Source organism: Streptomyces sp. G5(2025) (genome assembly GCF_049542075.1).
Taxonomy (GTDB): domain Bacteria; phylum Actinomycetota; class Actinomycetes; order Streptomycetales; family Streptomycetaceae; genus Streptomyces.
Window position 1 is genome coordinate 3,622,733 of sequence record NZ_JBMUZT010000006.1, and the last position, 20,574, is coordinate 3,643,306.

Sequence of the window (20,574 nt, forward strand, 5' to 3'; positions counted from 1 at the left end):
CACCCCACCCCAAGCCTTACCTCCAGTAGGCGCCGAAGTGAGCGCTACTTCACGATCGTGATCCGGTCCGCCTTCGGCGGCGCGATCGGGCTGCCCGCCGAGGAGTTGGCGGTCAGGTAGTCGTTGAACGCCTTCAGGTCGTCGGCGCCGACGAGCGGCTTCGCGCCCTTGCCCAGCTCCGGCAGACCGTCGCCGCCGCCCGCGAGGAACGAGTTCAGCGCGACGCGGTAAGTGGCCGCCGGGTCGAGGGCCTTGCCGTTCAGCTTGATGGAGCCGGTGACGACGCGGTCCGCGCCGCTCTTCGTCATGTCGAGGGTGTACGTCAGCCCCTCGGAGACCTGAAGGATCTTCGGTGAGGCCTCGTTAGCCCCGCTGACCTGCTGCTTGAGCGCGGTGACGAGCTGGGCGCCGGTCAGGTCGACGAGGTTGACGGTGTTGCTGAAGGGCTGCACGGTGAACGCCTCGCCGTACGTGACGACGCCGTCGCCCTCGCTGCCGCTCGCCTTGTGGACGAGGTCGGAGCGGATGCCGCCGGGGTTCATCAGCGCCAGGTCGGCCTCGGGGTCGAGGGACTTGGCGTGCGCGAGCTGCGCGTCCGCGATGAGGTCGCCGAGCGGGGACTCGGGGACGCCGGCGCCGCGGCCGGGGATGTCGGCGGAGATGTAGCCGACGGGCCGGTTGGCGATCGGCGCGGCCAGCCCGTCCCAGCGGTTGATCAGCGAGGTCATGTCCGGCGCCTTGGCCTGCTCCCGGCTGACCACGTGGTTCGCGGCCCTGGGAGATGAATACAGCACGCTCGTACGGACGATGTCCTTGGTCTTACGGTCGTACGTGAGCGTGGTGTCCGTGTAGAGCTTGCCGTAGGACGACGCCGAGGTCACCATGCGGGGCTTGCCCGACGGGTCGGGGATCGTACAGACGTACGCCGCGTGCGTGTGTCCGGTGACGAGCGCGTCGACCTTCGGCGTGATGCCCTTGGCTATGGCGGTGATGGGCCCGGAGATGCCGTCGCCCGCGCCCGGCGAGTCGCAGTCGTAGTTGTACGACTGGCTGGCGGGGGCACCGCCCTCGTGGATGAGCGTGACGATGGACTTCACGCCCTGCTGGTCGAGGATGTCGGCGTACTTGTTGACCGTCTCGATCTCGTCGTGGAACTTCAGGCCCTTGATGCCCTCGGCCGAGACGATGTTCGGGGTGCCTTCCAGGGTGACGCCGATGAAGCCGACCTTCACGCCCTTGTGCTTCCACACCCAGTAGGGCTTGAGGATGGGCTTGCCGGTCTTCTCGTCCGTGACGTTCGCGGCGAGGTAGGGGTAGTCGGCGCCCTCGAACTCCTTGGGCTCGCCCTTCTTGTCCTTCTCGAAGCAGCCGTCCTTGGGGTGACAGCCGCCGTTCTGCATGCGGGCCAGTTCCTTGCCGCCCTCGTCGAACTCGTGGTTGCCGACGCTCGTGACGTCCAGGTCCAGCTTGTTCATCGCCTGGATCGTGGGCTCGTCGTGGAAGAGGCCGGAGAGCAGCGGGCTGGCGCCGATCAGGTCACCGGCGGCCGCGGTGACGCTGTAGGGGTGGGCCTTGCGGGCGGTGCGCAGGGACGTGGCGAGGTACTCGACACCGCCGGCGTCGATCTTCTTCTCGGTGCCGTCGTGCTGCTTCTCCGTCACCTGCCCGGAGGAGCCGGCGGGCGGCTGGAGGTTCCCGTGGAAGTCGTTGAACGACAGCAGCTGCACGTCCACCGTGCGCTTCTTGCCGTCCTTGCCCCCGCCCGCGTGGTCCTGCCCCGCGCCGGCGGGGAGCGCGGCGGCCAGCGCGCCGAGCGTGGCGAGCGAGGCGGCCGCGGCGAGCACGCGCGTGGCGCGGCGTCCGGGTCTGCGCGGCTGGGGTGTGGTTGACACGTGTCCCCCTGAGGGTGATGTGAGACGACGACTGGGAGGCGATACCGCCGTGCGCAGCCTAGAGTCAACGCGCGTAGCGCAACAGGGGGTTACGGGTTACGAGGCGGTTGCCATCGGGAGCGATACGGGCACATCCCCCATGTCCTGACCTGCACCCGGCCACCCGTGGGCCCGGCCGCCGTACCCTCGACCCATGACTGACGACCGGCCCGCCGAGGCTCCCGCCACCCTCCGGAAGATCGACACCCTCGCCGCACTGACATCGGCGCAGGCCGACGCCGTGCTCGGGCTGCTCGCCGAGGCCGCCCGCGCCGACGGGCAGCAGGCGGTCTCCGAGCAGGGGCGGCTGCAACTGCGCGGCGGCGAGCGGGAGGGCGTACGGCATCTACTGCTCAGCGTCGACCACCGGCTCGTGGGATACGCGCAGCTGGAGGACACCGACCCCGTGGAGGCGCCCGCCGCCGAGCTGGTCGTGCACCCCTCGCACCGGGGGCGCGGCCACGGACGGGCGCTCGGCACCGCGCTGCTCGGCGAGTCCGGGCGGCGGCTTCGCGTGTGGGCGCACGGCGGGCACTCCGCCGCCCGGCACCTGGCGCAGGTGCTCGGCCTGACGCTCTTTCGCGAACTGCGCCAGATGCGGCGCCCGCTGGCGGACCTCAACCTGCCCGAGCCGGTCCTTCCCGCCGGGGTGACCATCCGTACCTTCGTGCCCGGACAGGACGACGCGGCCTGGCTCGCGGTGAACGCCGAGGCCTTCGCGCACCACCCCGAGCAGGGCTCCCTGACCCAGCGCGACCTGGACGACCGCAAGGCCGAGCCGTGGTTCGACCCGGCGGGCTTCTTCCTCGCCGAGCGCAAGGGCGAGGGCGGCGGCGACGGCGAACTGGTCGGCTTCCACTGGACGAAGGTGCACGCCGAGGAGCGCCTCGGCGAGGTGTACGTCGTGGGCGTGCGCCCCGGCGCCCAGGGCGGCGGCCTTGGCAAGGCCCTGACCACGACGGGCCTGCGCCACCTCGCGGCGGCCGGCCTGCCGACCGCGATGCTGTACGTGGACGCGGACAACAAGGCGGCCGTGAGCGTCTACGAGCGGCTCGGGTTCGTGACGTACGAGACGGATCTGATGTACCGCACGGAGACGTGAGCAGCGGCTTCACCTGACTTCAAGCCTCTTGGGGGCGGCGTCGCTTGACGCCGCCCCCTTCTTGCACCACCCTTTCACTACTCAATTAGTGAAAGGGTGGTGCACGGCAGTGGTCGAATACCGCATCGACCGGCGCAGCGGCGTCGCCACCTACCTCCAGATCGTCCAGCAGACCCGACAGGCCCTGCGCCTCGGCCTGTTGGAGCCCGGCGACAAGCTGCCCACGGCACGCGAGGTCGTCGAGGCCACCGCCATCAACCCGAACACGGTGCTCAAGGCCTACCGCGAGCTGGAGCGCGAGGGACTCGTCGAGGCCCGCCGCGGCCTCGGCACCTTCGTACGGAAGTCGCTGGGCAGCGCACCGGCCGACTCGCCGCTGCGGGGAACTCGTCGAGTGGGCCGCGCGGGCGCGGGCGGCGGGGCTGGAGAAGGACGACGTGGCGGCGCTCTTCGGCGCCGTACTCGAAGAGCAGTTCGCACCGGTGGAAACGCAATCCGCACCGACACAGGGGGACCCCGCATGACCGACGACGCCGCCATCGAGGCGCACGCCCTGACCAAACGCTTCGGCCGCCGCCAGGCCCTGCGCGACTGCTCGTTCCGCCTCCCGGCCGGGCGCGTCTGCGCGGTCGTCGGCCCCAACGGCGCCGGCAAGTCCACGCTGCTCTCCCTCGCGGCCGGCCTGGAGCGGCCCGGCGGCGGCACGCTGACCGTGCTCGGCACCAGCCCCGCCAAGGCCCGCGCCCGCGTGGCGTACGTGGCCCAGGACAAGCCGCTCCACCCACGGCTGACCATCACCGACACGCTGCGGCTCGGCGCCGAACTCAACCCGGGGCGCTGGGACATGGCCGTCGCCGAGCGCGTCCTGGCCGGGGGCGCCCTCGATCCGGGCGCCCGCGTCCGCACGCTCTCCGGCGGCCAGCGCACCCGCGTCGCGCTCGCCCTCGCGCTCGGCAAGCGCGCCGAACTGCTGCTCCTGGACGAGCCGATGGCCGACCTGGACCCTCTCGCGCGCCACCAGCTCATGGGCACCCTCATGGCGGAGGCCGCCGAGCACGGCACCACCGTCGTCATGTCCTCGCACATCGTCGGCGAACTGGCCGACGCCTGCGACCACTTGCTCCTCGTATCCGAAGGACGCGTCCGGCTCGGCGGCGGCATCGACGACATCGTCGCCGCGCACGCCCTGGTGACGGGCGCCCGCCCGGCCGCCGACCTCGCCCCGCACACCGTCATCGAGTCCCGCGCCACCGGGCGGGGCGTGACCGCCCTGATCCGCCCCGAGGGCCCGCTCGGCGGTGGCTGGGACGTCGAAGAACCTTCCCTGGAGGAACTGTTGCTCGCCCATCTCCGGTCCCCGGACGCGCCACCGCTGATCACTCCGGGCACCTCCGCCCCGGCCCGGCCGGGGGTGACCGCATGAGCCTGCCGACCCTGCGGGGCCCGCGCTGGGTGGACGTGCGGGTGCACCGCACCGCGCTCCTGGCGGCCGGTGCCGTCGTCGTCCTCGCGGTCGCCTGCACCGGCTGGCTGCGCTGGGCGGCGAACGCCTACCCGGTCTCGGACGACAACTGTGTCGTGGGCAAGCCCTGCGACTCCTTCCTCGGCTTCGCCAGCGCCCGGGACCTGCTCGACATCAGCCTGGAGAAGGGCACCCTGGGCCTGCTCCTGGTCCCCCTGCTCATCGGCGCGTTCGTCGCGGGCCCGTTGGTGGCGCGCGAGTTGGAGAGCGGCGTCCACAAGCTCTCCTGGACGCAGTCCCTCTCCCCCGCGCGCTGGCTCGCCGCCAAGATGACCACGGCCGCCGCGTTCGCCGTGGGCGGGACGCTCGCCCTCATGGGGGCGCTCCGGCTCGGGATGTACGGCACGATCGGCGTCCGCTGGAACCTCCACTGGGCCGACCGGGGCGTCTACGAGGCGACCGGCCCCGTCCTCGTCGCGTACTCCCTGTTCGCCGTGGCCCTCGGCACGCTCATCGGGCTCGCCGTGCGCCGCACGCTGCTCGCGATGGCCGCCACCGGGGCCGTCACCGGCCTCCTCCTGTGGAACCTCGGCAGCGCCCGCTGGCACCTGGTGCCGGTGGACACCGCCACCGGGCCCGCCACCAGGGAGAACAGCTTCCCCACCAGGTTCCCCTATGGCTCCTTCAGCATGGACCAGGGCGTCACCAACGCCGCCGGTGACCGCTTCACGGAGTACCTGTGCCTCCCGAAGCCACAGCCCGGCTTCTCCTGCCCCACCGACACCAGGATCACCGGCTGGTACATGGACTACCACCCCCGATCACACTTCTGGTACACCCAGTTGATCGAGACCGGCATCGTGCTGGCCCTGACGGCGGCCGCCACGTATGCCGCCTTCCGCCTCCTGCGCCGCCGGACGGCCTGAACCGTACGATCACCGGAGACCCTCGCCGCGAAGACGCCCGGGGGTCTCCGGTCGATGGCCCGCACGTCATGTCTCCGTAACCACTGATTCAGACAAGCTTGCGACGCTCGCTCAATGCAGCCCGCCGTGCCCGACCCGCCCCCGGAGAACGGGAGGCGTCACCTCGCTCCCGCGCTCTCCGACGCGCCCATCGGCGTACCCACGCGGAAGAATGGCTTCATGAGCCAGCCGAACACGCAGGGACAGGTCCAGCACGCCCAGCCTTCCGTCGGTTCCATCGCCGCGCACAGGCCGCACACCATCGCCGCCACCATCTCCGACCTCGCCCCCGACCTCGACGCCGACCTCGACGCGTACGACGAGGACGCGCAGGTCGGGCACGACGGCGTCGAGCTGCCGCAAGGCCGGTTCCTGGACCGGGAGCGCAGCTGGCTCGCGTTCAACGAACGAGTGCTTGAACTCGCCGAGGATCCACAGACCCCCCTCCTCGAACGGGCGAATTTTCTTGCGATCTTCGCCTCGAACCTGGACGAGTTCTTCATGGTCCGCGTGGCCGGCCTCAAGCGACGCATCGCGACCGGCGTCGCCACCCGCTCCGCCTCCGGCCTCCAGCCCCGCGAGGTCCTGGAACTCATCTGGAACCGCTCCCGTGAGCTCATGGCCCGGCACGCCGCCTGCTACCACGACGACGTCGCGCCCGGTCTCGCCGACGAGGGCATCCAGCTGGTGCGCTGGCACGAGCTGACCGAGAAGGAGCAGTCCCGGCTCTTCACGCTCTTCCGGCAGCAGATCTTCCCCGTCCTGACCCCGCTGGCCGTGGACCCCGCGCACCCCTTCCCGTACATCTCGGGCCTCTCGCTCAACCTCGCCGTGGTCGTCCGCAACCCGGTCTCCGGCCACCAGCACTTCGCACGCGTGAAGGTCCCGCCGCTGCTCTCCCGCTTTCTTGAGGCCTCCCCCCAGCGGTACGTCCCCATAGAGGACGTCATCGCCGCTCCCGCGCACCTCCAGGAGCTGTTCCCGGGCATGGAGATCCAGGAGCACCACATGTTCCGGCTCACCAGGAACGAGGACCTGGAGGTCGAGGAGGACGACGCCGAGAACCTCCTCCAGGCCCTGGAGAAGGAGCTGATGCGGCGCCGCTTCGGGCCCCCCGTGCGCCTGGAGGTCGAGGAGTCCATCGCCCCGAACGTGCTGAGCCTGCTGGTGCGCGAGCTGAAGATCAGCGAGGCCGAGGTCTACCCGCTGCCGGGCCCGCTCGACCTCACCGGCCTCTTCAGCATCGCCAAGCTGGACCGGCCCGAGCTGAAGTACCCCAAGTTCGTGGCGGGCACCCACCGCGACCTCGCCGAGGTCGAGTCGGCGTCCGCGCCCGACATCTTCGCCGCCCTTCGCGAACGCGACGTACTCCTGCACCACCCGTACGACTCCTTCTCGACCTCCGTGCAGGCGTTCCTGGAGCAGGCGGCGGCCGACCCGGACGTCCTCGCCATCAAGCAGACGCTGTACCGCACCTCGGGCGACTCCCCCATAGTCGACGCGCTCATCGACGCCGCCGAGTCCGGCAAGCAGGTCCTCGTCCTCGTCGAGATCAAGGCCCGCTTCGACGAGCAGGCCAACATCAAGTGGGCGCGCAAGCTGGAGGAGGCGGGCTGCCACGTCGTCTACGGCATCGTCGGCCTGAAGACCCACTGCAAGCTCTCCCTCGTCGTGCGCCAGGAGGGCGACACCCTCGTCCGCTACTCGCACGTGGGCACCGGCAACTACCACCCCAAGACCGCCCGCCTGTACGAGGACCTCGGCCTGCTCACCTCCAACGCGGAGGTCGGCGCGGACCTCTCCGATCTCTTCAACCGCCTCTCCGGCTACTCGCGCCGCGAGACCTTCCGCCGCCTGCTGGTGGCCCCCAGGTCCCTGCGCGACGGGCTCGTCTCGCGCATCGACAAGGAGATACAGCACCACCGCGCGGGCCGCCCCGCCTACGTCCGCATCAAGGTCAACTCGATGGTCGACGAGGCCGTGGTCGACTCGCTGTACCGTGCGTCCCAGGCGGGCGTCGAGGTCGACGTGTGGGTGCGCGGCATCTGCGCGGTGCGGCCGGGCGTCGCGGGGCTCTCGGAGAACATCCGCGTACGTTCCGTCCTCGGCCGCTTCCTGGAGCACTCCCGCCTCTTCGCCTTCGGCAACGGCGGCGAACCGGAGGTGTGGATAGGCAGCGCCGACATGATGCACCGCAATCTCGACCGCCGTATCGAGGCGCTGGTCAGGGTCCAGGACCCGGCGCACCGCGCGGCCCTCGGCCGGCTCCTGGAGACCGGCATGTCGGACACCACCGCCTCCTGGCACCTGGGCGCGGACGGCAACTGGACCCGCCACTCGGTGGACCAGGACGGCCAGCCCCTGCGCAATGTCCAGGAGATGCTCATAGACGCCCGGAGGCGCCGGCGTGGCACAGCAACACCATGAGATGACGGGTACGGGCACGGCGGCGGAGGCCACGGGGGAGGCCCTGGCGGCCCACCTCCAGGACCAGGCCACGGAGTTCCTCCGCTCGCTGCGGCTGCACCGCGAGTCCACGACGGACGCGCAGGGCGCCGAGGAGTCCCTGGAGGCGGCCCGCGCCCTGCGGGGGGCGGCCCGCCGCATCGGCGCGGCCCTGCACACCTTCCGCCCGCTCCTGGACCCCCAGTGGTCGGCGGCCCTGCGCCCGGAGCTGGCCTGGCTCTCGGGCACACTGGCCCAGGAACACGCGTACGCGACGCGCCTGCACCGCCTCCAGGAGGCCCTGCACCGCCTCTCGGGCCCCCCTTCGGTACCGAGCCCTGCACGTCCCCTTCAGGCTGCTCCCGCTGTGGGCAGGCGTTCCGCACGGCGATCGGGGCGTCCTCTGCTCGATCGAAGCCGAGAGCTTGGGGAAGGGTGGGCACAGCCCCAGCCGCCGGGTGCCGATGAACAGGGCGGTACGACACGCACCCTGACGGTGGGCGCAGCCAAGGCCGCCGCCCTCCTGGAACGGCAACTGACCCTCGCCCGAACACGGGCCCACTCCACCGCCCTGCAAGCCCTCGGCTCCTCCCGCTTCCACGCCGTCGCGGACAGCGTCGCGGTGCTGGCCAGCGAGGTCCCCTTCAGCGGCGCCACGGACAGCCTGGAGCGGCTGGCGGCCACAGCGGAGTCCGACCTCGCCGAAGCCGTGGAGGCCCTGCCGCTCGGCCGCGCGGGCCACCCGTACAACGCCGAGGCCCTGGCGCACGGCCTGCACGCCGCGGAGTCCGCGCCCGACGCCCAGGACGCCCCCTGGCTGAAGGTCCGCTCCCTGCTGCGCCTGTACCGCTACGCCCAAGAGGTCGTCCACGGCCCCGCCGCACTGGAGGCCCGCCTCCTGGACGCGAGCCATGCCCTGAACGTCCACCGGGAGGCGGCCGCCGCCGCGCAGGCCGCGGCGCAGGCGGCCCGTACACCGCGCATCGCCCCGGCCACGGCGTACGCCCTCGGCGTGCTCCACGCCGACCAGCGCCACGAGGTGGAGGCGGCGCGCTTCGCCTTCCAGCGGGCCTGGCAGCACGAGACGGTGCCTACGAGATGACGTACCACGGGAGGGACGAGGGCACCGTTCTCGCCGCCGGCTGCGTCCTGTGGCGCCGCTCCCCCGCCGACGGCGCGCCGGAGATCTGCCTCGTCCACCGCCCCAAGTACGACGACTGGTCGCACCCCAAGGGCAAGCTCAAGCCCGGTGAGACCGCCTTGGCCGCCGCCCTGCGGGAGGTCGAGGAGGAGACGGGCCACCGCTGCGTGCCGGGCGCCCGTCTGCCCACCGCCCGCTATCTCGCGCACGGGCGCCCCAAGCGCGTCGACTACTGGGCGGCCGAGGCCACCACCGGTCACTTCACGCCCCACCGCGAGGTCGACCGCATCGTCTGGCTCTCTCCCGCCCCGGCCCGCGAGCGGCTCACCCGCCCGCGCGACCGCGAGTTGGTCGACGCTCTGCTCAGCACGCATAACCTGGCGTAGTCGGGCGAATACTTTCCGTGCCGGAAAGCCTCACCGGGCCGACCGCCGAGGTTCACCCGCCGTTCACTCGTGCCCATCAGCCGCTTCACCTGCCCTGCCTAATTTCGGCCTTACAGACAGCCATCGTCTTACAGACAGCCATCGCCCTACAGAACAGCCATCGCACGCCGCCAGCAAAGGGCCGGCGGCTCCCGGAAGGAAAATCCGAAAAGTGAAGCTTCAGCGCAAGAACCGGCTCCGCGCCCTCTCCCTCGGCGCCCTCGCCGTCTCCGGCGCCCTGGCCCTCACGGCGTGCGGCTCCGACGACACGAGCGGCTCGGGCGACGGCGGCAAGGAGACCACCGCCAACGCCAACATCAAGTGCGACGACGCCAAGGGCCAGCTCGCGGCCTCCGGTTCGTCCGCGCAGAAGAACGCGATCGACGCCTGGCGGAAGGTCTACACGACCAACTGCAAGGACGTGCAGCTGAACTACAACCCGACGGGGTCGGGCGCCGGCATCACCGCGTTCCTCCAGGGCCAGACGGCGTTCGCCGGTTCCGACTCGGCTCTGAAGCCCGACGAGATCGAGAAGTCGAAGAAGGTCTGCAAGGGCAGCCAGGCCATCGGCCTGCCGATGGTCGGCGGCCCGATCGCCGTCGGTTACAACGTCCCCGGCGTCGACAAGCTGACCCTGGACGCCAAGACCCTGGCCGACATCTTCAACGACAAGATCAAGACCTGGGACGACAAGGCGATCGCGAAGCTCAACCCCGACGCCAAGCTGCCCAAGACGAAGATCCAGGCCTTCCACCGCTCCGACGAGTCCGGCACCACGGACAACTTCACCAAGTACCTGAAGGGCGCCGCCCCCGACGCCTGGCCGTACGAGCCGGGCAAGTCGTGGGAGCCCAAGGGCGGCCAGTCCGCGAACGGCTCCGCGGGTGTCGCGAGCCAGGTCAAGCAGACCGCGGGCGCCATCTCCTACTTCGAGCTCTCCTACGCGAGCGACGGCATGAAGACCGTCGACCTGAAGACGGGCGCCAAGGAGCCGGTGAAGGCCACCGTCGACAACGCCTCCAAGGCGATCGCCGAGGCCAAGGTCGTCGGCAAGGGCAAGGACCTCGCGCTTGAGCTGAACTACAAGCCCACCGCCGAGGGCGCCTACCCGATCACCCTGGTGACGTACGAGATCGTCTGCGAGAAGGGCAACAAGGCCGACACGCTCGCCGCCACGAAGTCCTTCCTCACCTACATCGCCAGCGAGGACGGCCAGAACGTCCTCAAGGAGAACGACTACGCGCCGATCCCGGCCGAGATCATCTCCAAGGTCCGCTCCACCGTCGCGGGCCTGAGCTAGCTGAACCGAGTGCGGCCGGTCCGGCAGGACCGGGCCGGCCGCACCATCCGGTGCACCGCCGCCACGGAGCGCCCGCAGCACACGCGCGGCAGCTCCGCAGACCGGAGAACCCCATGGAAATATCCAGCAAGACGACCGCACCCCAACCCATCGGCGACGCGCAGCCCGTCGCCCCCCTGGACAAGGCCGCCGCCCGCGGCGCCACCCGGCCCGGCGACCGGATCTTCCTCGGATTCTCCCGGGGCTCCGGTATCGCGCTCCTCGCGATCATGGCCGCCATCGCGGCGTTCCTCGCCTACCGCACGGCCCTCGCGCTCGCCGACAACACGGGCAACTTCCTCACCACCTTCGAGTGGGACCCGGCCGGCACCTCCACGGGCGGCAAGCCGTACTTCGGCATCGCCGTCCTGGTCTTCGGCACCGTGGTCAGCTCGGTGATCGCCCTGCTGATCGCCGTCCCCGTCGCCATCGGCATCGCGCTCTTCATCTCGCACTACGCGCCGCGCAAGCTGGCCACCCCCATCGCCTACGTGATCGACCTGCTGGCCGCCGTGCCCTCGATCGTGTACGGCCTGTGGGGCGCCCTCGTGGTCGCGCCCAACCTCACCGGCCTCTACAGCTGGCTCGACGACTACTTCGGCTGGACCGGCGTCTTCGAGTACAACGGCGGCGCCCCGCGCTCCCTGATGACCGTCGGCATCCTGCTCGCGATCATGATCCTGCCGATCATCACCAACGTCAGCCGCGAGGTCTTCCTCCAGGTCCCGAAGATGCACGAGGAGGCCGCGCTGGCCCTCGGCGCCACGCGCTGGGAGGTCATCCGCATGTCGGTGCTCCCCTTCGGCCGCTCCGGCATCATCTCCGCCTCGATGCTGGGCCTCGGCCGCGCGCTCGGCGAGACGATCGCCGTCGCCACCGTGCTCTCCCCGTCCTTCCTGATCAATGCGTCGGTGCTCGACTACGGCGGCGGCACCTTCGCGCAGAACATCGCCAGCAAGTTCAACGAGGCCAGCGAGTACGGCCAGGACGCTCTCATCGCCTCCGGCCTGGTCCTGTTCGTCATCACCCTGCTGGTCAACGGCGCGGCCCGCCTGATCATCGCGCGCCGCAAGGAGTACTCGGGGGCCAACGCATGAGCACCACGACACCCACCCCGCCCGGCCCGCTCGTCGAGCGCCCTGCCACGCTCAAGGCGGCCACCCTCCCGCGCTGGAGCCCGCTCGCGGTGGCACTCGGCTCGGCCGCCGTCGCCGTCGGCATCGGCCTCGGCGCCGGCCTGCACAGCCGCATGCAGTGGGGCCTGATAGCCGCGCTGCTCTTCATCGTCGGCTCGTACGCCCTCGCGGTGTCCGTCGAGGGCACCCGCCAGGCCAGGGACCGCCTCGCCACCTCGCTGGTGTGGGTCATGTTCCTGCTGGCCGTCGTCCCGCTGGCCTCGCTGATCTACGAGACCGTCCAGCGCGGCATCAAGGTCTTCGACGTCTACTTCCTGACCCACTCCATGGGTGTCCTCTCCGACGAGGAGACGGGCGGCGGCATCTACCACGCCCTCATCGGCACCCTCCAGCAGGTTTTGCTGGCCTCCGTCATCGCCGTGCCGATCGGCCTGCTCACCGCGATCTACCTCGTCGAGTACGGGCGCGGGAAGCTCTCCAAGGTCATCACCTTCTTCGTGGACGTCATGACCGGCATCCCCTCGATCGTCGCGGGCCTGTTCGTCCTCAGCTTCTGGATCCTGATCCTCGGCTTCGGCTACTCGGGCTGGGCCGGCGCCATGGCGCTCGCGATCCTGATGATGCCGGTGATCGTCCGCTCCACCGAGGAGATGCTCAAGCTCGTCCCGAACGAGCTGCGCGAGGCCTCGCTCGCCCTCGGCGTGCCGAAGTGGCGGACCATCCTCAAGGTCGTCCTGCCCACCGCGATCGGCGGCATCACCACGGGCGTCATGCTCTCGGTGGCCCGCATCGCCGGTGAGACCGCGCCGGTCCTGCTCCTGGTCTGGGTGAACCCCCTGATCAACACGAACCCCTTCGAGGGCTCGCAGGCCTCCCTGCCGCTGTACGTCTACCAGCAGTACGCGGCAGGCACCGACGCGTCGTACGACCGTGCCTGGGCGGCGGCGCTCGCCCTCATCGCCTTCATCATGATCCTCAACCTGGCGGCCCGCGGCGTAGCCCGCTGGAAGGCCCCCAAGACGGGCCGCTGAGCGGCCATATCAGCGACCCTCGTAGTAAAGACCCGAAAGAAGCAGTGATCCCCATGGCCAAGCGAATCGACGTATCGGGCCTGACCGCCTATTACGGCTCCCACAAGGCGATCGACGACATCTCGATGACCGTGGAGCCTCGCTCGGTGACCGCCTTCATCGGCCCGTCCGGCTGCGGCAAGTCCACGTTCCTGCGCACGCTGAACCGCATGCACGAGGTCACCCCCGGCGGCCGCGTCGAGGGCAAGGTGCTCCTGGACGACGAGGACCTGTACGGCAGCGGCGTGGACCCGGTGGCCGTGCGCCGCACGATCGGCATGGTCTTCCAGCGCCCGAACCCCTTCCCCACGATGTCGATCTACGACAACGTCGCGGCGGGCCTGCGGCTCAACGGCTCGTACAAGAAGTCCGAGCTGAACAACATCGTCGAGAAGTCCCTCAAGGGCGCGAACCTCTGGAACGAGGTCAAAGACCGCCTGAACAAGCCCGGCTCCGGCCTCTCCGGCGGCCAGCAGCAGCGTCTGTGCATCGCGCGGGCCATCGCGGTCGAGCCGCAGGTGCTGCTCATGGACGAGCCCTGCTCGGCCCTGGACCCGATCTCGACGCTCGCCATCGAGGACCTGATCGGCGAGCTGAAGGAACGGTTCACGATCGTCATCGTGACCCACAACATGCAGCAGGCGGCCCGTGTCTCGGACCGCACCGCCTTCTTCAACCTCTCCGCGGTCGGCCAGCCCGGCAAGCTGGTCGAGATCGACGACACGGAGCGGATCTTCTCCAACCCGTCGGTGCAGGCGACCGAGGACTACATCTCGGGCCGCTTCGGCTAGGCCCGCGCAGACTCCCCGCGGTGCTGCATGGCGGTGCCACCGCAGGGACAACAAGAAAGGCCCGCCCCGGGCTCCCGGGGGCGGGCCTTTCCTCATGTCTTTTCTCGGAACGTCTTTTCCAGGGGCTACAAGAACGCGAGGTTCACGATCCAGAAGCTGACCGCGGCGACCAGCGCAGCGGCCGGCATCGTGATGAACCAGCCCAGGATGATGTTCTTGGCGACACCCCACCGCACCGCGTTCACCCGCTTCGTCGCGCCCACACCCATGATCGCGGACGTGATGACGTGCGTCGTCGAGATCGGCGCGTGGAACATGAACGCGGTGGTGAACATGATGCCCGCGCCCGTCGTCTCGGCGGCGAACCCCTGCGGCGGGTCCAGCTCGATGATCTTGCGTCCGAGGGTCCGCATGATGCGCCAGCCGCCCGCGTACGTACCGGCGGAGAGCATCAGCGCACAGGCGATCTTGACCCAGATCGGAATCGGGGCGTCCGCGCTCTGGACGTCGGAGATGACCAGAGCCATGACCACGATGCCCATGGTCTTCTGCGCGTCCTGGAGGCCGTGACCGAGCGCCATACCGGCCGCCGACACGGTCTGCGCGATACGGAAGCCGCGCTTGGCCTTGTGCGGGTTGGACCTGCGGAACATCCACATGATCGCGCACATCACGAGGTACCCGACGGCGAGACCGACGAGCGGCGACAGGAACATCGGGATGACGATCTTGTCGACGACCCCGGACCAGATGACCCCGATGCCGCCGGCGAGCGCCGCGCCAACCATGCCGCCGAACAGCGCGTGCGATGAGGACGAGGGAAGGCCGAAGTACCAGGTGATGAGGTTCCACACGATGGCGCCGATGAGCGCCGCGAAGAGGATCCACATCCCCTTGTCGCCGTGCGGGGTCTCGATGATCCCCTCGCTCACGGTCTTGGCGACGCCGCTGCCCATGAAGGCACCGGCGAGGTTCATGACCGCGGCCATGGCGAGCGCCGCGCGGGGCGTCAGCGCACGGGTGGAGACGGAGGTGGCGATGGCGTTCGCGGAGTCGTGAAAGCCGTTCGTGTACGTGAAGCCGAGCGCGACGCCGATGGTCACGATCAGAGCAAAGGTGTCCATGGCGGGGTTCAGGACTCCTTGACCGCGATGGTCTCCACAGTGTTCGCCACGTGCTCGAAGGCGTCGGCGGCCTCTTCCAGCACATCCACGATCTGCTTGAGCTTCAGCACCTCGATGGCGTCGTACTTGCCGTTGAAGAGCTGGGCCAGGAGCTTGCGGTGGATCTGGTCGGCCTGGTTCTCCAGGCGGTTGACCTCGATCCAGTACTCGGTGAGGTTGTCCATCGTCCGCAGGTTCGGCATGGCCTCGGCGGTCAGCTCGGCGGCCCGCGCGAGAACCTCGATCTGCTGCTCGACGCCCTTGGGGAGTTCCTCGACCTGATAAAGGACGACCAGGTCGACGGCCTCCTCCATGAAGTCCATGATGTCGTCGAGGCACGACGCGAGGTTGTAGATGTCCTCGCGGTCGAACGGCGTGATGAACGAGGAGTTCAGCTGGTGGAAGATCGCATGCGTCGCGTCGTCTCCCGCGTGTTCCGCGGCCCGCATACGCTCTGCGATCTCGGCCCGCGCGGAAGAGTCCGCTCCGAGCAGTTCCATGAGGAGCTTCGAGCCCGTGACGATGTTGTCCGCGGATGCGGCGAACATGTCGTAGAAGCTCGTCTCCCTGGGGGTCAGACGAAAGCGCACGTGGGGTCCTCGGGGTGCTCTGGATGCGGTCAGGCTGATGCTAGGCGCATCATCCGGCCACGGCTAACCGGCCGCTCCCCAGTGTCGCCCATCAGGCACAGTGATCAGCACGCCCCCCGCAAAATCGGCTAAGATATACCCACCAGGGGTATACGGATCAGCAGTAATCCCCCATGCCCCTTCCAGAGGAGGACGCGATGACGACCACCGACGCGGCAGCGGTGACCCCGGAGGCGGCCGAAGCGCCCTCCGGCCCCGCGGACCACGCGCACGGAGTGCACGGATACCACAAGCAGAAGGACGAACACCTCAAGCGCCTGCGGCGGATCGAGGGCCAGATCCGCGGCCTCCAGCGCATGGTCGAGGAGGACGTCTACTGCATCGACATACTCACTCAGGTCTCGGCGAGCACGAAGGCCCTGCAATCCTTCGCGCTGCAACTCCTGGAGGAGCACCTGCGGCACTGCGTGGCCGACGCGGCGGTCAAAGGCGGCACGGAGATCGACGCAAAGGTCGAGGAAGCGACGAAGGCGATCGCCCGCATGCTCCGCACGTAACGCTCCGCGGACCTCGGCGCCCCACACGCGGGACGGAGCCGCCGGGGGGATGAGCAGGGCTGCCGGGGCTGCGCTCGCCGTAGGCCGGGCTGCGATGGCCGGGGGCGGTGCTTCCCGCAGGCGGGTCGGTGGTCAGCGACGCCGGGCGGCAGCTGCTCCGCGCCCACACGCAGCGCCCGGCAGCGGGCGACGCCCCCGCCCGGCCCACGACTCGACGCCGGGTAACGGGCGGGCGGGTGGGAGACATCGCCGCGCAGCGGCGCACAGCAAACCCACCCACAACGGCGGCAGAACACACCCCGCCAAGCCGGCCACGGGCCAAGGCCGCTAGTCCGCCAAAGGCCCCTGCTCATCCCGTTCCCGCACGTCGCAGACCCTCAGCACCTCGTCGATCCGGTCAAAACTCAACCGCTCGGCCGCCGCGCTCGCCGCAATGATGAGGTCGCCGCACAGCTCGATCTCGGCGAGGGCGACGTGGTCCTGAACCGCCGTACCACCACGCATCGGAGCCACGTTCATCACCTCTCCCTGACCCGTACCGAGGTCCGTACCGACATCCGTACCGACATCCGCACCGACTGCCCGTACGACTTCCTAGAGTAGGGAGCGCCCTACACACCGCGCATGGCACGGACGGACCATTTCCACCAGCCGTACGCGACTAGGGAGCGGCGATCTTCCCGGCGTAGATGTCCTTCTCGGCCGGAAGTCGCACCCCCACCGGCACCCCGAAGTCGTAGAGCAGCGTGGTCGACGCCACATCGGCGTTGGACACGGTGAACTGCTGGCGCAGCTTCCGCACCCGCCCCCGCTCATCGAGGTAGACGTCGAACGGCACGCTCCCCTTGCTGAACCCTTTTCCCGCCGCCACCCCCAGCGCCCCGCGCTGACCTGCGGAAGCGGCCTTCGCCGCGGCTCGCAGACCGACGACCCCGCGGTAGTGCCGCACCTCGGTGCCGGCGACCCGCTCATCCCCCACATACGTGACGTCCCGCGCCCCCCGCAGCAGTTCCGCCGCCGCGAGCGGATCCGTCACGCCGCCGGTGACGAGATTGCCGTCCGCGAGCGAATGTGTCTCGATCCGCACCCACTTGTCGTCGGGCACACCGGCCCCGCGGTTCTTCATGTACAGCGCGCCGCCGGTCATCAGTTCGGTGATCGGCCGGCGCGCCCGCCCCCGGCGGGGTCCTGCGGCAGGACCACCTCGAACCGCCCGCGCTGGTCCCGGAAGTCGTAGACACCCGCGCCCCGGACGGTCACGCGTGTCCCGCCGCTGGCCATCTCCATGGACGTACGCGCCTTGGACGTGCCCGCACGGACCAGGGCGTCGGCGGACCGCCGCACCACGTCCCCGGCGTTCGCGGCCTTGTCCGCCGCCTCTGCGCCGCTGCCGTCGGCGGCGGCCCCGCCGGAGCAGCCGGTGGCGGTGACCGTCAGCCCCGCGGCCATGGCCGCGGCCGCGACCGCGGCGATCGCTCGGCCCCTGTGCCTGCGCTGCTGCCCCATCCTGGCTGCCTCCAAGCGGTCCCGCGCTTGTCGATCCCCCGTCGTTCCCCCGTCGTTCCCCTAACGACCGGTGCGTTGAGCCGTCACGCCGGGGGCCGGGACCGGCGGCGGCCCCGGCGGTTCACCCGGGGTCGGTACCGTGGCCGGGTGGCCGATCAGGAAGACCTCGTAACCGACCTCACCTCCGACCTCGCCTCCCACCGCACATCGACGGTCGAGAAGGGCCGTTTCATATCCGCCCACTGCACCTGCGGCTGGCGCGGCCCGGCCCGCAGGGCCCGCAGCAAGGCCCGCACGGACGCGGCCGAACATGAGGAGACCCCCTAGGGGGAACCCGCCCGCCTCGCGCACCGTCTCGTTCTCCGGGAAGCAACGGGAGGCGTCATGGAACGACGTACGTTCATCGGTACGACGGCGGCCACGCTGGCCGCGGCCACGGTCGGCGGCTGCACGAGCGGCGGCTCACAGGCGGGCGCGGCGACGCCACGCGCCGGCGGCGGACGCGACACCGCCCTGCGGACCTCCAGCGCCGCCGCGAGCGCCCCCGCGACCCTCGCGGCCCTCGCCAGGGACCTGGACGGCACCCTCGTACGGCCCGGCGAGGCCAAGTGGGCGGCGGCCCGGCAGCTGTACAACACGCGCTTCGACGACCTGAGGCCCACCGCCGTGGCGTATGTCGCGCACCAGGACGACATACGCACCGCCCTCGCCTACGCCCGCGCCCACCGCACCCCGGTCGCGATACGCAACGGCGGCCACTCCTACGCGGGTTGGTCCTCCGGCACCGGCCGGCTGATCATCGACGTATCGAAGCTGAGCAGGATTCGGGCGAGCGGGACGACCGCCACGATCGGCGCGGGCGCCAAGCTGATCGACGTCTACCGCTCGCTGGCCGCGAAGGGCGTCACGATCCCCGCGGGCTCCTGCCCGACCGTCGGCATTTCCGGCCTCACCCTCGGCGGCGGCCACGGCGTGGTCTCCCGTGCGTACGGCCTGACCTGCGACAGCCTCACCTCCGCGACGCTGATCACGGCGGACGGCAAGCAGCTCACCGCCTCCAGGACCGAGAACAAGGACCTCTTCTGGGCGCTGCGCGGCGCGGGCAACGGCAACTTCGGCGTCGTCACCGAGCTGTCCTACCGCACGCATGCCGCGCCCCAGGCCGTCTCCGCGTACATGACGTGGCCCTGGTCGAAGGCGGCCGCCGTCGTCAAGGCGTGGCAGGCGTGGGGCCCTGACCAGCCGGACGAGATCTGGTCGTCCCTGCACCTGGCGAACACCCCGGGCGGCACCCCGACCGTCTCCGTCGCCTGCTTCTCGCTGGGCACGTACGGCGAACTGCAGAACGCCGTCGACCGCCTCGCGGGCAAGGTGGGCGCCTCCGCGCGCAGCGTCTCCCTGAAGCGGCGTACGTACGAGGAGGCGATGGAGGTGTACGCGGGCTGCTCGTCCTTCGCCACCGACGCCCAGTGCCATCTGCCCGGCGCGACGCCGGGGCGCAGCCCACAGGGTGCCCTCAAGCGGGAGACGTACGCGGCGAGTTCGGACTTCTTCGACCGCTCGCTCTCGGCGGCGGGCATCCGCGCGCTGCTCTCGCAGATCGAGAACGTGACGGGCGCGAGCGCCGGCAGCATCGCGCTGACCGCGCTCGGCGGCGCCATCAACCGTGTCGACCCGACGGCGACGGCCTTCGTGCACCGCCGCTCGCGGATGCTGGCGCAGTACATCGCGTCGTGGCGCGCGGGGACGTCGGGGACACCGGCACGCGCGTGGCTGAAAAAGGCGCACGGGGCGATGGGGCGGTACGCGTCGGGCGCGGCGTACCAGAACTACACGGACGCGACGCTGACGAACTGGCGCGAGGCGTACTACGGCGACGCGGCGCCGCGCCTGAAGAAGCTGAAGAAGCAGTACGACCCGAACCGCTTCTTCGACTTCCCGCAGGCGCTGTGAGCCGCACAGGCCTGCGTACGTCCTAAGCCGCGAGGTCCCGCTCGTCCGGGTCCGCCGTCGCCTGCGCGGGCTTCGCCGGCTCGCTCAGCGGCGCGGCCACCGGCCCGACCCGGCGGTCCCACACCAGCCATCCCACGTGCCGGGACCGCCCGACCGCCCTGGCGAGCGGCGTGAGCAGCGCCATGGCGAGGGGGGACAGGAGGAGGGCGACGGCAGTGCCGAGCGCGAAGCCGCCGATGACGTCGGTCGGGTAGTGCACGCCCATGAAGACCCGGCAGAAGCCCTCCAGGGCGGCGAGCCCGAGGCCGACGAAGCCGAACTTGCGGTTGGCGACGAACAGTCCGGCGCCGATGGCCATGGCGAGCGTCGCGTGGTCGCTGACGAAGGAGAAGTCCTCCTTGCCCTCGACCAGGACGCGCAGCCCGCTGTGGTCGCGGAAGGGCCGCGGCCGTTCCACGAAGCCTCTGATGGGGACGTTGACGAGCACCGCGATACCGGCGGCCAGCGGCGCCCAGACGACGGCGGCGACGGACGAGGCGGCGTCGTCGAGCGTGCCCCGCTTCCGCTGGCCCCACCAGCACCACACCACGAGCAGCACGAGGGCGAGCAGCAGGCCGTACTCCCCGACGAACGCCAGGGCGCGGTCGAGCCAGTGCGGGGTCTCCTGTGTCAGGCCGTTGATGTCGTAGAGCAAGCCGACGTCGGGGTTCGACCCGGATTCATCGAGTCCAGCCATGGCGCTGCGGCCCCTTGTCTCCTAGCCCATGGGCGCACCTTTCTGTGCGCCCTTTCCATCAACCCCCGTGGTCGGTCCAGTCAAGGGAACGCCCGGCCCCCACCCCTACGTTCCACTCTCCACCGAAAGATCACCCAGACGTTACCGAAGAGAGACACATCGCCGCAGCTCAGGGGAGTGTTCTAACGGAGGGTTCAAGCCATCTCACCCCGCGCGCACGCCTCCGCGCGCCTCCGCACGCGCCCCCGTGCGCCCCGCCACC

Annotated in this window: 18 protein-coding genes and 2 pseudogenes; 14 read left to right on the plus strand and 6 right to left on the minus strand. The window is 70.4% G+C overall.

Translation table 11 applies throughout. From position 1 onward, the window contains the following. Window positions 1–44 precede the first annotated feature (44 nt). A complete protein-coding gene (locus ACOBQB_RS27280; protein ID WP_423595182.1) occupies window positions 45–1,892 on the minus strand; it encodes a bifunctional metallophosphatase/5'-nucleotidase in 1,848 nt (615 codons plus the stop codon). A 193-nt stretch (window positions 1,893–2,085) separates the two neighbouring features. Here ACOBQB_RS27280 and mshD point away from each other — a divergent pair, with 193 nt between their 5' ends. The 11 genes and pseudogenes from mshD (at window position 2,086) to pstB (ending at window position 13,807) form a co-directional block, all read left to right on the plus strand. Then, window positions 2,086–3,033: a mycothiol synthase gene (gene mshD, locus ACOBQB_RS27285; RefSeq protein WP_423595184.1), complete on the plus strand. Its 948-nt coding sequence runs from the start codon at window positions 2,086–2,088 to the stop codon at window positions 3,031–3,033. A 109-nt stretch (window positions 3,034–3,142) separates the two neighbouring features. Further along, window positions 3,143–3,557: pseudogene (locus ACOBQB_RS27290) on the plus strand (GntR family transcriptional regulator). Beyond that, the gene (locus tag ACOBQB_RS27295) at window positions 3,554–4,456 is read left to right on the plus strand and encodes an ABC transporter ATP-binding protein (RefSeq protein ID WP_423595186.1); all 903 of its coding nucleotides are present in this window, start codon (window positions 3,554–3,556) and stop codon (window positions 4,454–4,456) included. Before ACOBQB_RS27290 ends, ACOBQB_RS27295 begins: the two are co-directional and overlap by 4 nt. Continuing rightward, window positions 4,453–5,421 carry an ABC transporter permease gene (locus tag ACOBQB_RS27300; RefSeq protein WP_423595188.1) on the plus strand — a complete coding sequence of 323 codons (969 nt, stop codon included), beginning with the start codon at window positions 4,453–4,455 and terminating at the stop codon, window positions 5,419–5,421. The genes ACOBQB_RS27295 and ACOBQB_RS27300 overlap by 4 nt, the downstream gene beginning before the upstream one ends. A 114-nt stretch (window positions 5,422–5,535) precedes the next feature. Next, window positions 5,536–7,887, plus strand: coding sequence for an RNA degradosome polyphosphate kinase (locus ACOBQB_RS27305; protein ID WP_423595190.1), 2,352 nt, complete (start codon window positions 5,536–5,538; stop codon window positions 7,885–7,887). Further along, entirely contained in the window at window positions 7,868–9,007 is a 1,140-nt protein-coding gene (locus ACOBQB_RS27310; RefSeq protein ID WP_423595192.1) for a CHAD domain-containing protein, read from the plus strand. The genes ACOBQB_RS27305 and ACOBQB_RS27310 overlap by 20 nt, the downstream gene beginning before the upstream one ends. Beyond that, window positions 9,004–9,432, plus strand: coding sequence for an NUDIX hydrolase (locus ACOBQB_RS27315; protein ID WP_423595194.1), 429 nt, complete (start codon window positions 9,004–9,006; stop codon window positions 9,430–9,432). Before ACOBQB_RS27310 ends, ACOBQB_RS27315 begins: the two co-directional genes overlap by 4 nt. 211 nt (window positions 9,433–9,643) lie before the next feature. After that, complete coding sequence (pstS, locus tag ACOBQB_RS27320; protein WP_423595196.1) at window positions 9,644–10,771, plus strand: phosphate ABC transporter substrate-binding protein PstS; 1,128 nt, start codon at window positions 9,644–9,646, stop codon at window positions 10,769–10,771. 113 nt (window positions 10,772–10,884) lie between these two features. After that, entirely contained in the window at window positions 10,885–11,907 is a 1,023-nt protein-coding gene (pstC, locus tag ACOBQB_RS27325) for a phosphate ABC transporter permease subunit PstC (protein WP_423595198.1), read from the plus strand. Beyond that, entirely contained in the window at window positions 11,904–12,977 is a 1,074-nt protein-coding gene (gene pstA / locus ACOBQB_RS27330) for a phosphate ABC transporter permease PstA (RefSeq protein ID WP_423595200.1), read from the plus strand. Before pstC ends, pstA begins: the two co-directional genes overlap by 4 nt. Before the next feature lie 53 nt (window positions 12,978–13,030). After that, window positions 13,031–13,807 (plus strand): phosphate ABC transporter ATP-binding protein PstB, encoded by a 777-nt coding sequence (gene pstB / locus ACOBQB_RS27335; protein ID WP_423595202.1) that lies wholly within the window; start codon window positions 13,031–13,033, stop codon window positions 13,805–13,807. A gap of 125 nt (window positions 13,808–13,932) precedes the next feature. On the opposite strand, the gene ACOBQB_RS27340 is transcribed toward pstB, so the two are convergent. Continuing rightward, on the minus strand, window positions 13,933–14,931 hold the full coding sequence (locus tag ACOBQB_RS27340; protein ID WP_223775474.1) for an inorganic phosphate transporter: 999 nt from the start codon (window positions 14,929–14,931) through the stop codon (window positions 13,933–13,935). Window positions 14,932–14,939: 8 nt separating this feature from the next. Beyond that, window positions 14,940–15,560, minus strand: coding sequence for a DUF47 domain-containing protein (locus ACOBQB_RS27345; RefSeq protein ID WP_127910382.1), 621 nt, complete (start codon window positions 15,558–15,560; stop codon window positions 14,940–14,942). A 197-nt stretch (window positions 15,561–15,757) separates the two neighbouring features. On the opposite strand from ACOBQB_RS27345, the gene ACOBQB_RS27350 reads away from it, so the two are divergent. Continuing rightward, window positions 15,758–16,117, plus strand: a complete 360-nt coding sequence (locus ACOBQB_RS27350; RefSeq protein ID WP_423595205.1) for a metal-sensitive transcriptional regulator — start codon at window positions 15,758–15,760, stop codon at window positions 16,115–16,117. A gap of 327 nt (window positions 16,118–16,444) precedes the next feature. Here the strand turns inward: ACOBQB_RS27350 and ACOBQB_RS27355 are convergent, their stop codons facing one another. Together ACOBQB_RS27355 and ACOBQB_RS27360 are read right to left on the minus strand one after the other, a co-directional pair. Beyond that, the gene (locus tag ACOBQB_RS27355) at window positions 16,445–16,636 is read right to left on the minus strand and encodes a hypothetical protein (RefSeq protein WP_423595207.1); all 192 of its coding nucleotides are present in this window, start codon (window positions 16,634–16,636) and stop codon (window positions 16,445–16,447) included. 142 nt (window positions 16,637–16,778) lie between these two features. Further along, window positions 16,779–17,623, minus strand: a pseudogene (locus ACOBQB_RS27360) (hypothetical protein). Between the two features lie 147 nt (window positions 17,624–17,770). Between ACOBQB_RS27360 and ACOBQB_RS27365 the strand changes: the two are divergent. Next, the gene (locus ACOBQB_RS27365) at window positions 17,771–17,950 is read left to right on the plus strand and encodes a hypothetical protein (protein WP_423595208.1); all 180 of its coding nucleotides are present in this window, start codon (window positions 17,771–17,773) and stop codon (window positions 17,948–17,950) included. Between the two features lie 57 nt (window positions 17,951–18,007). Next, window positions 18,008–19,576, plus strand: a complete 1,569-nt coding sequence (locus ACOBQB_RS27370; protein WP_423595210.1) for an FAD-binding oxidoreductase — start codon at window positions 18,008–18,010, stop codon at window positions 19,574–19,576. 22 nt (window positions 19,577–19,598) lie between these two features. Here the strand turns inward: ACOBQB_RS27370 and ACOBQB_RS27375 are convergent, their stop codons facing one another. Then, window positions 19,599–20,312, minus strand: coding sequence for a phosphatase PAP2 family protein (locus tag ACOBQB_RS27375; protein WP_423595212.1), 714 nt, complete (start codon window positions 20,310–20,312; stop codon window positions 19,599–19,601). Between the last annotated feature and the right edge of the window lie 262 nt (window positions 20,313–20,574).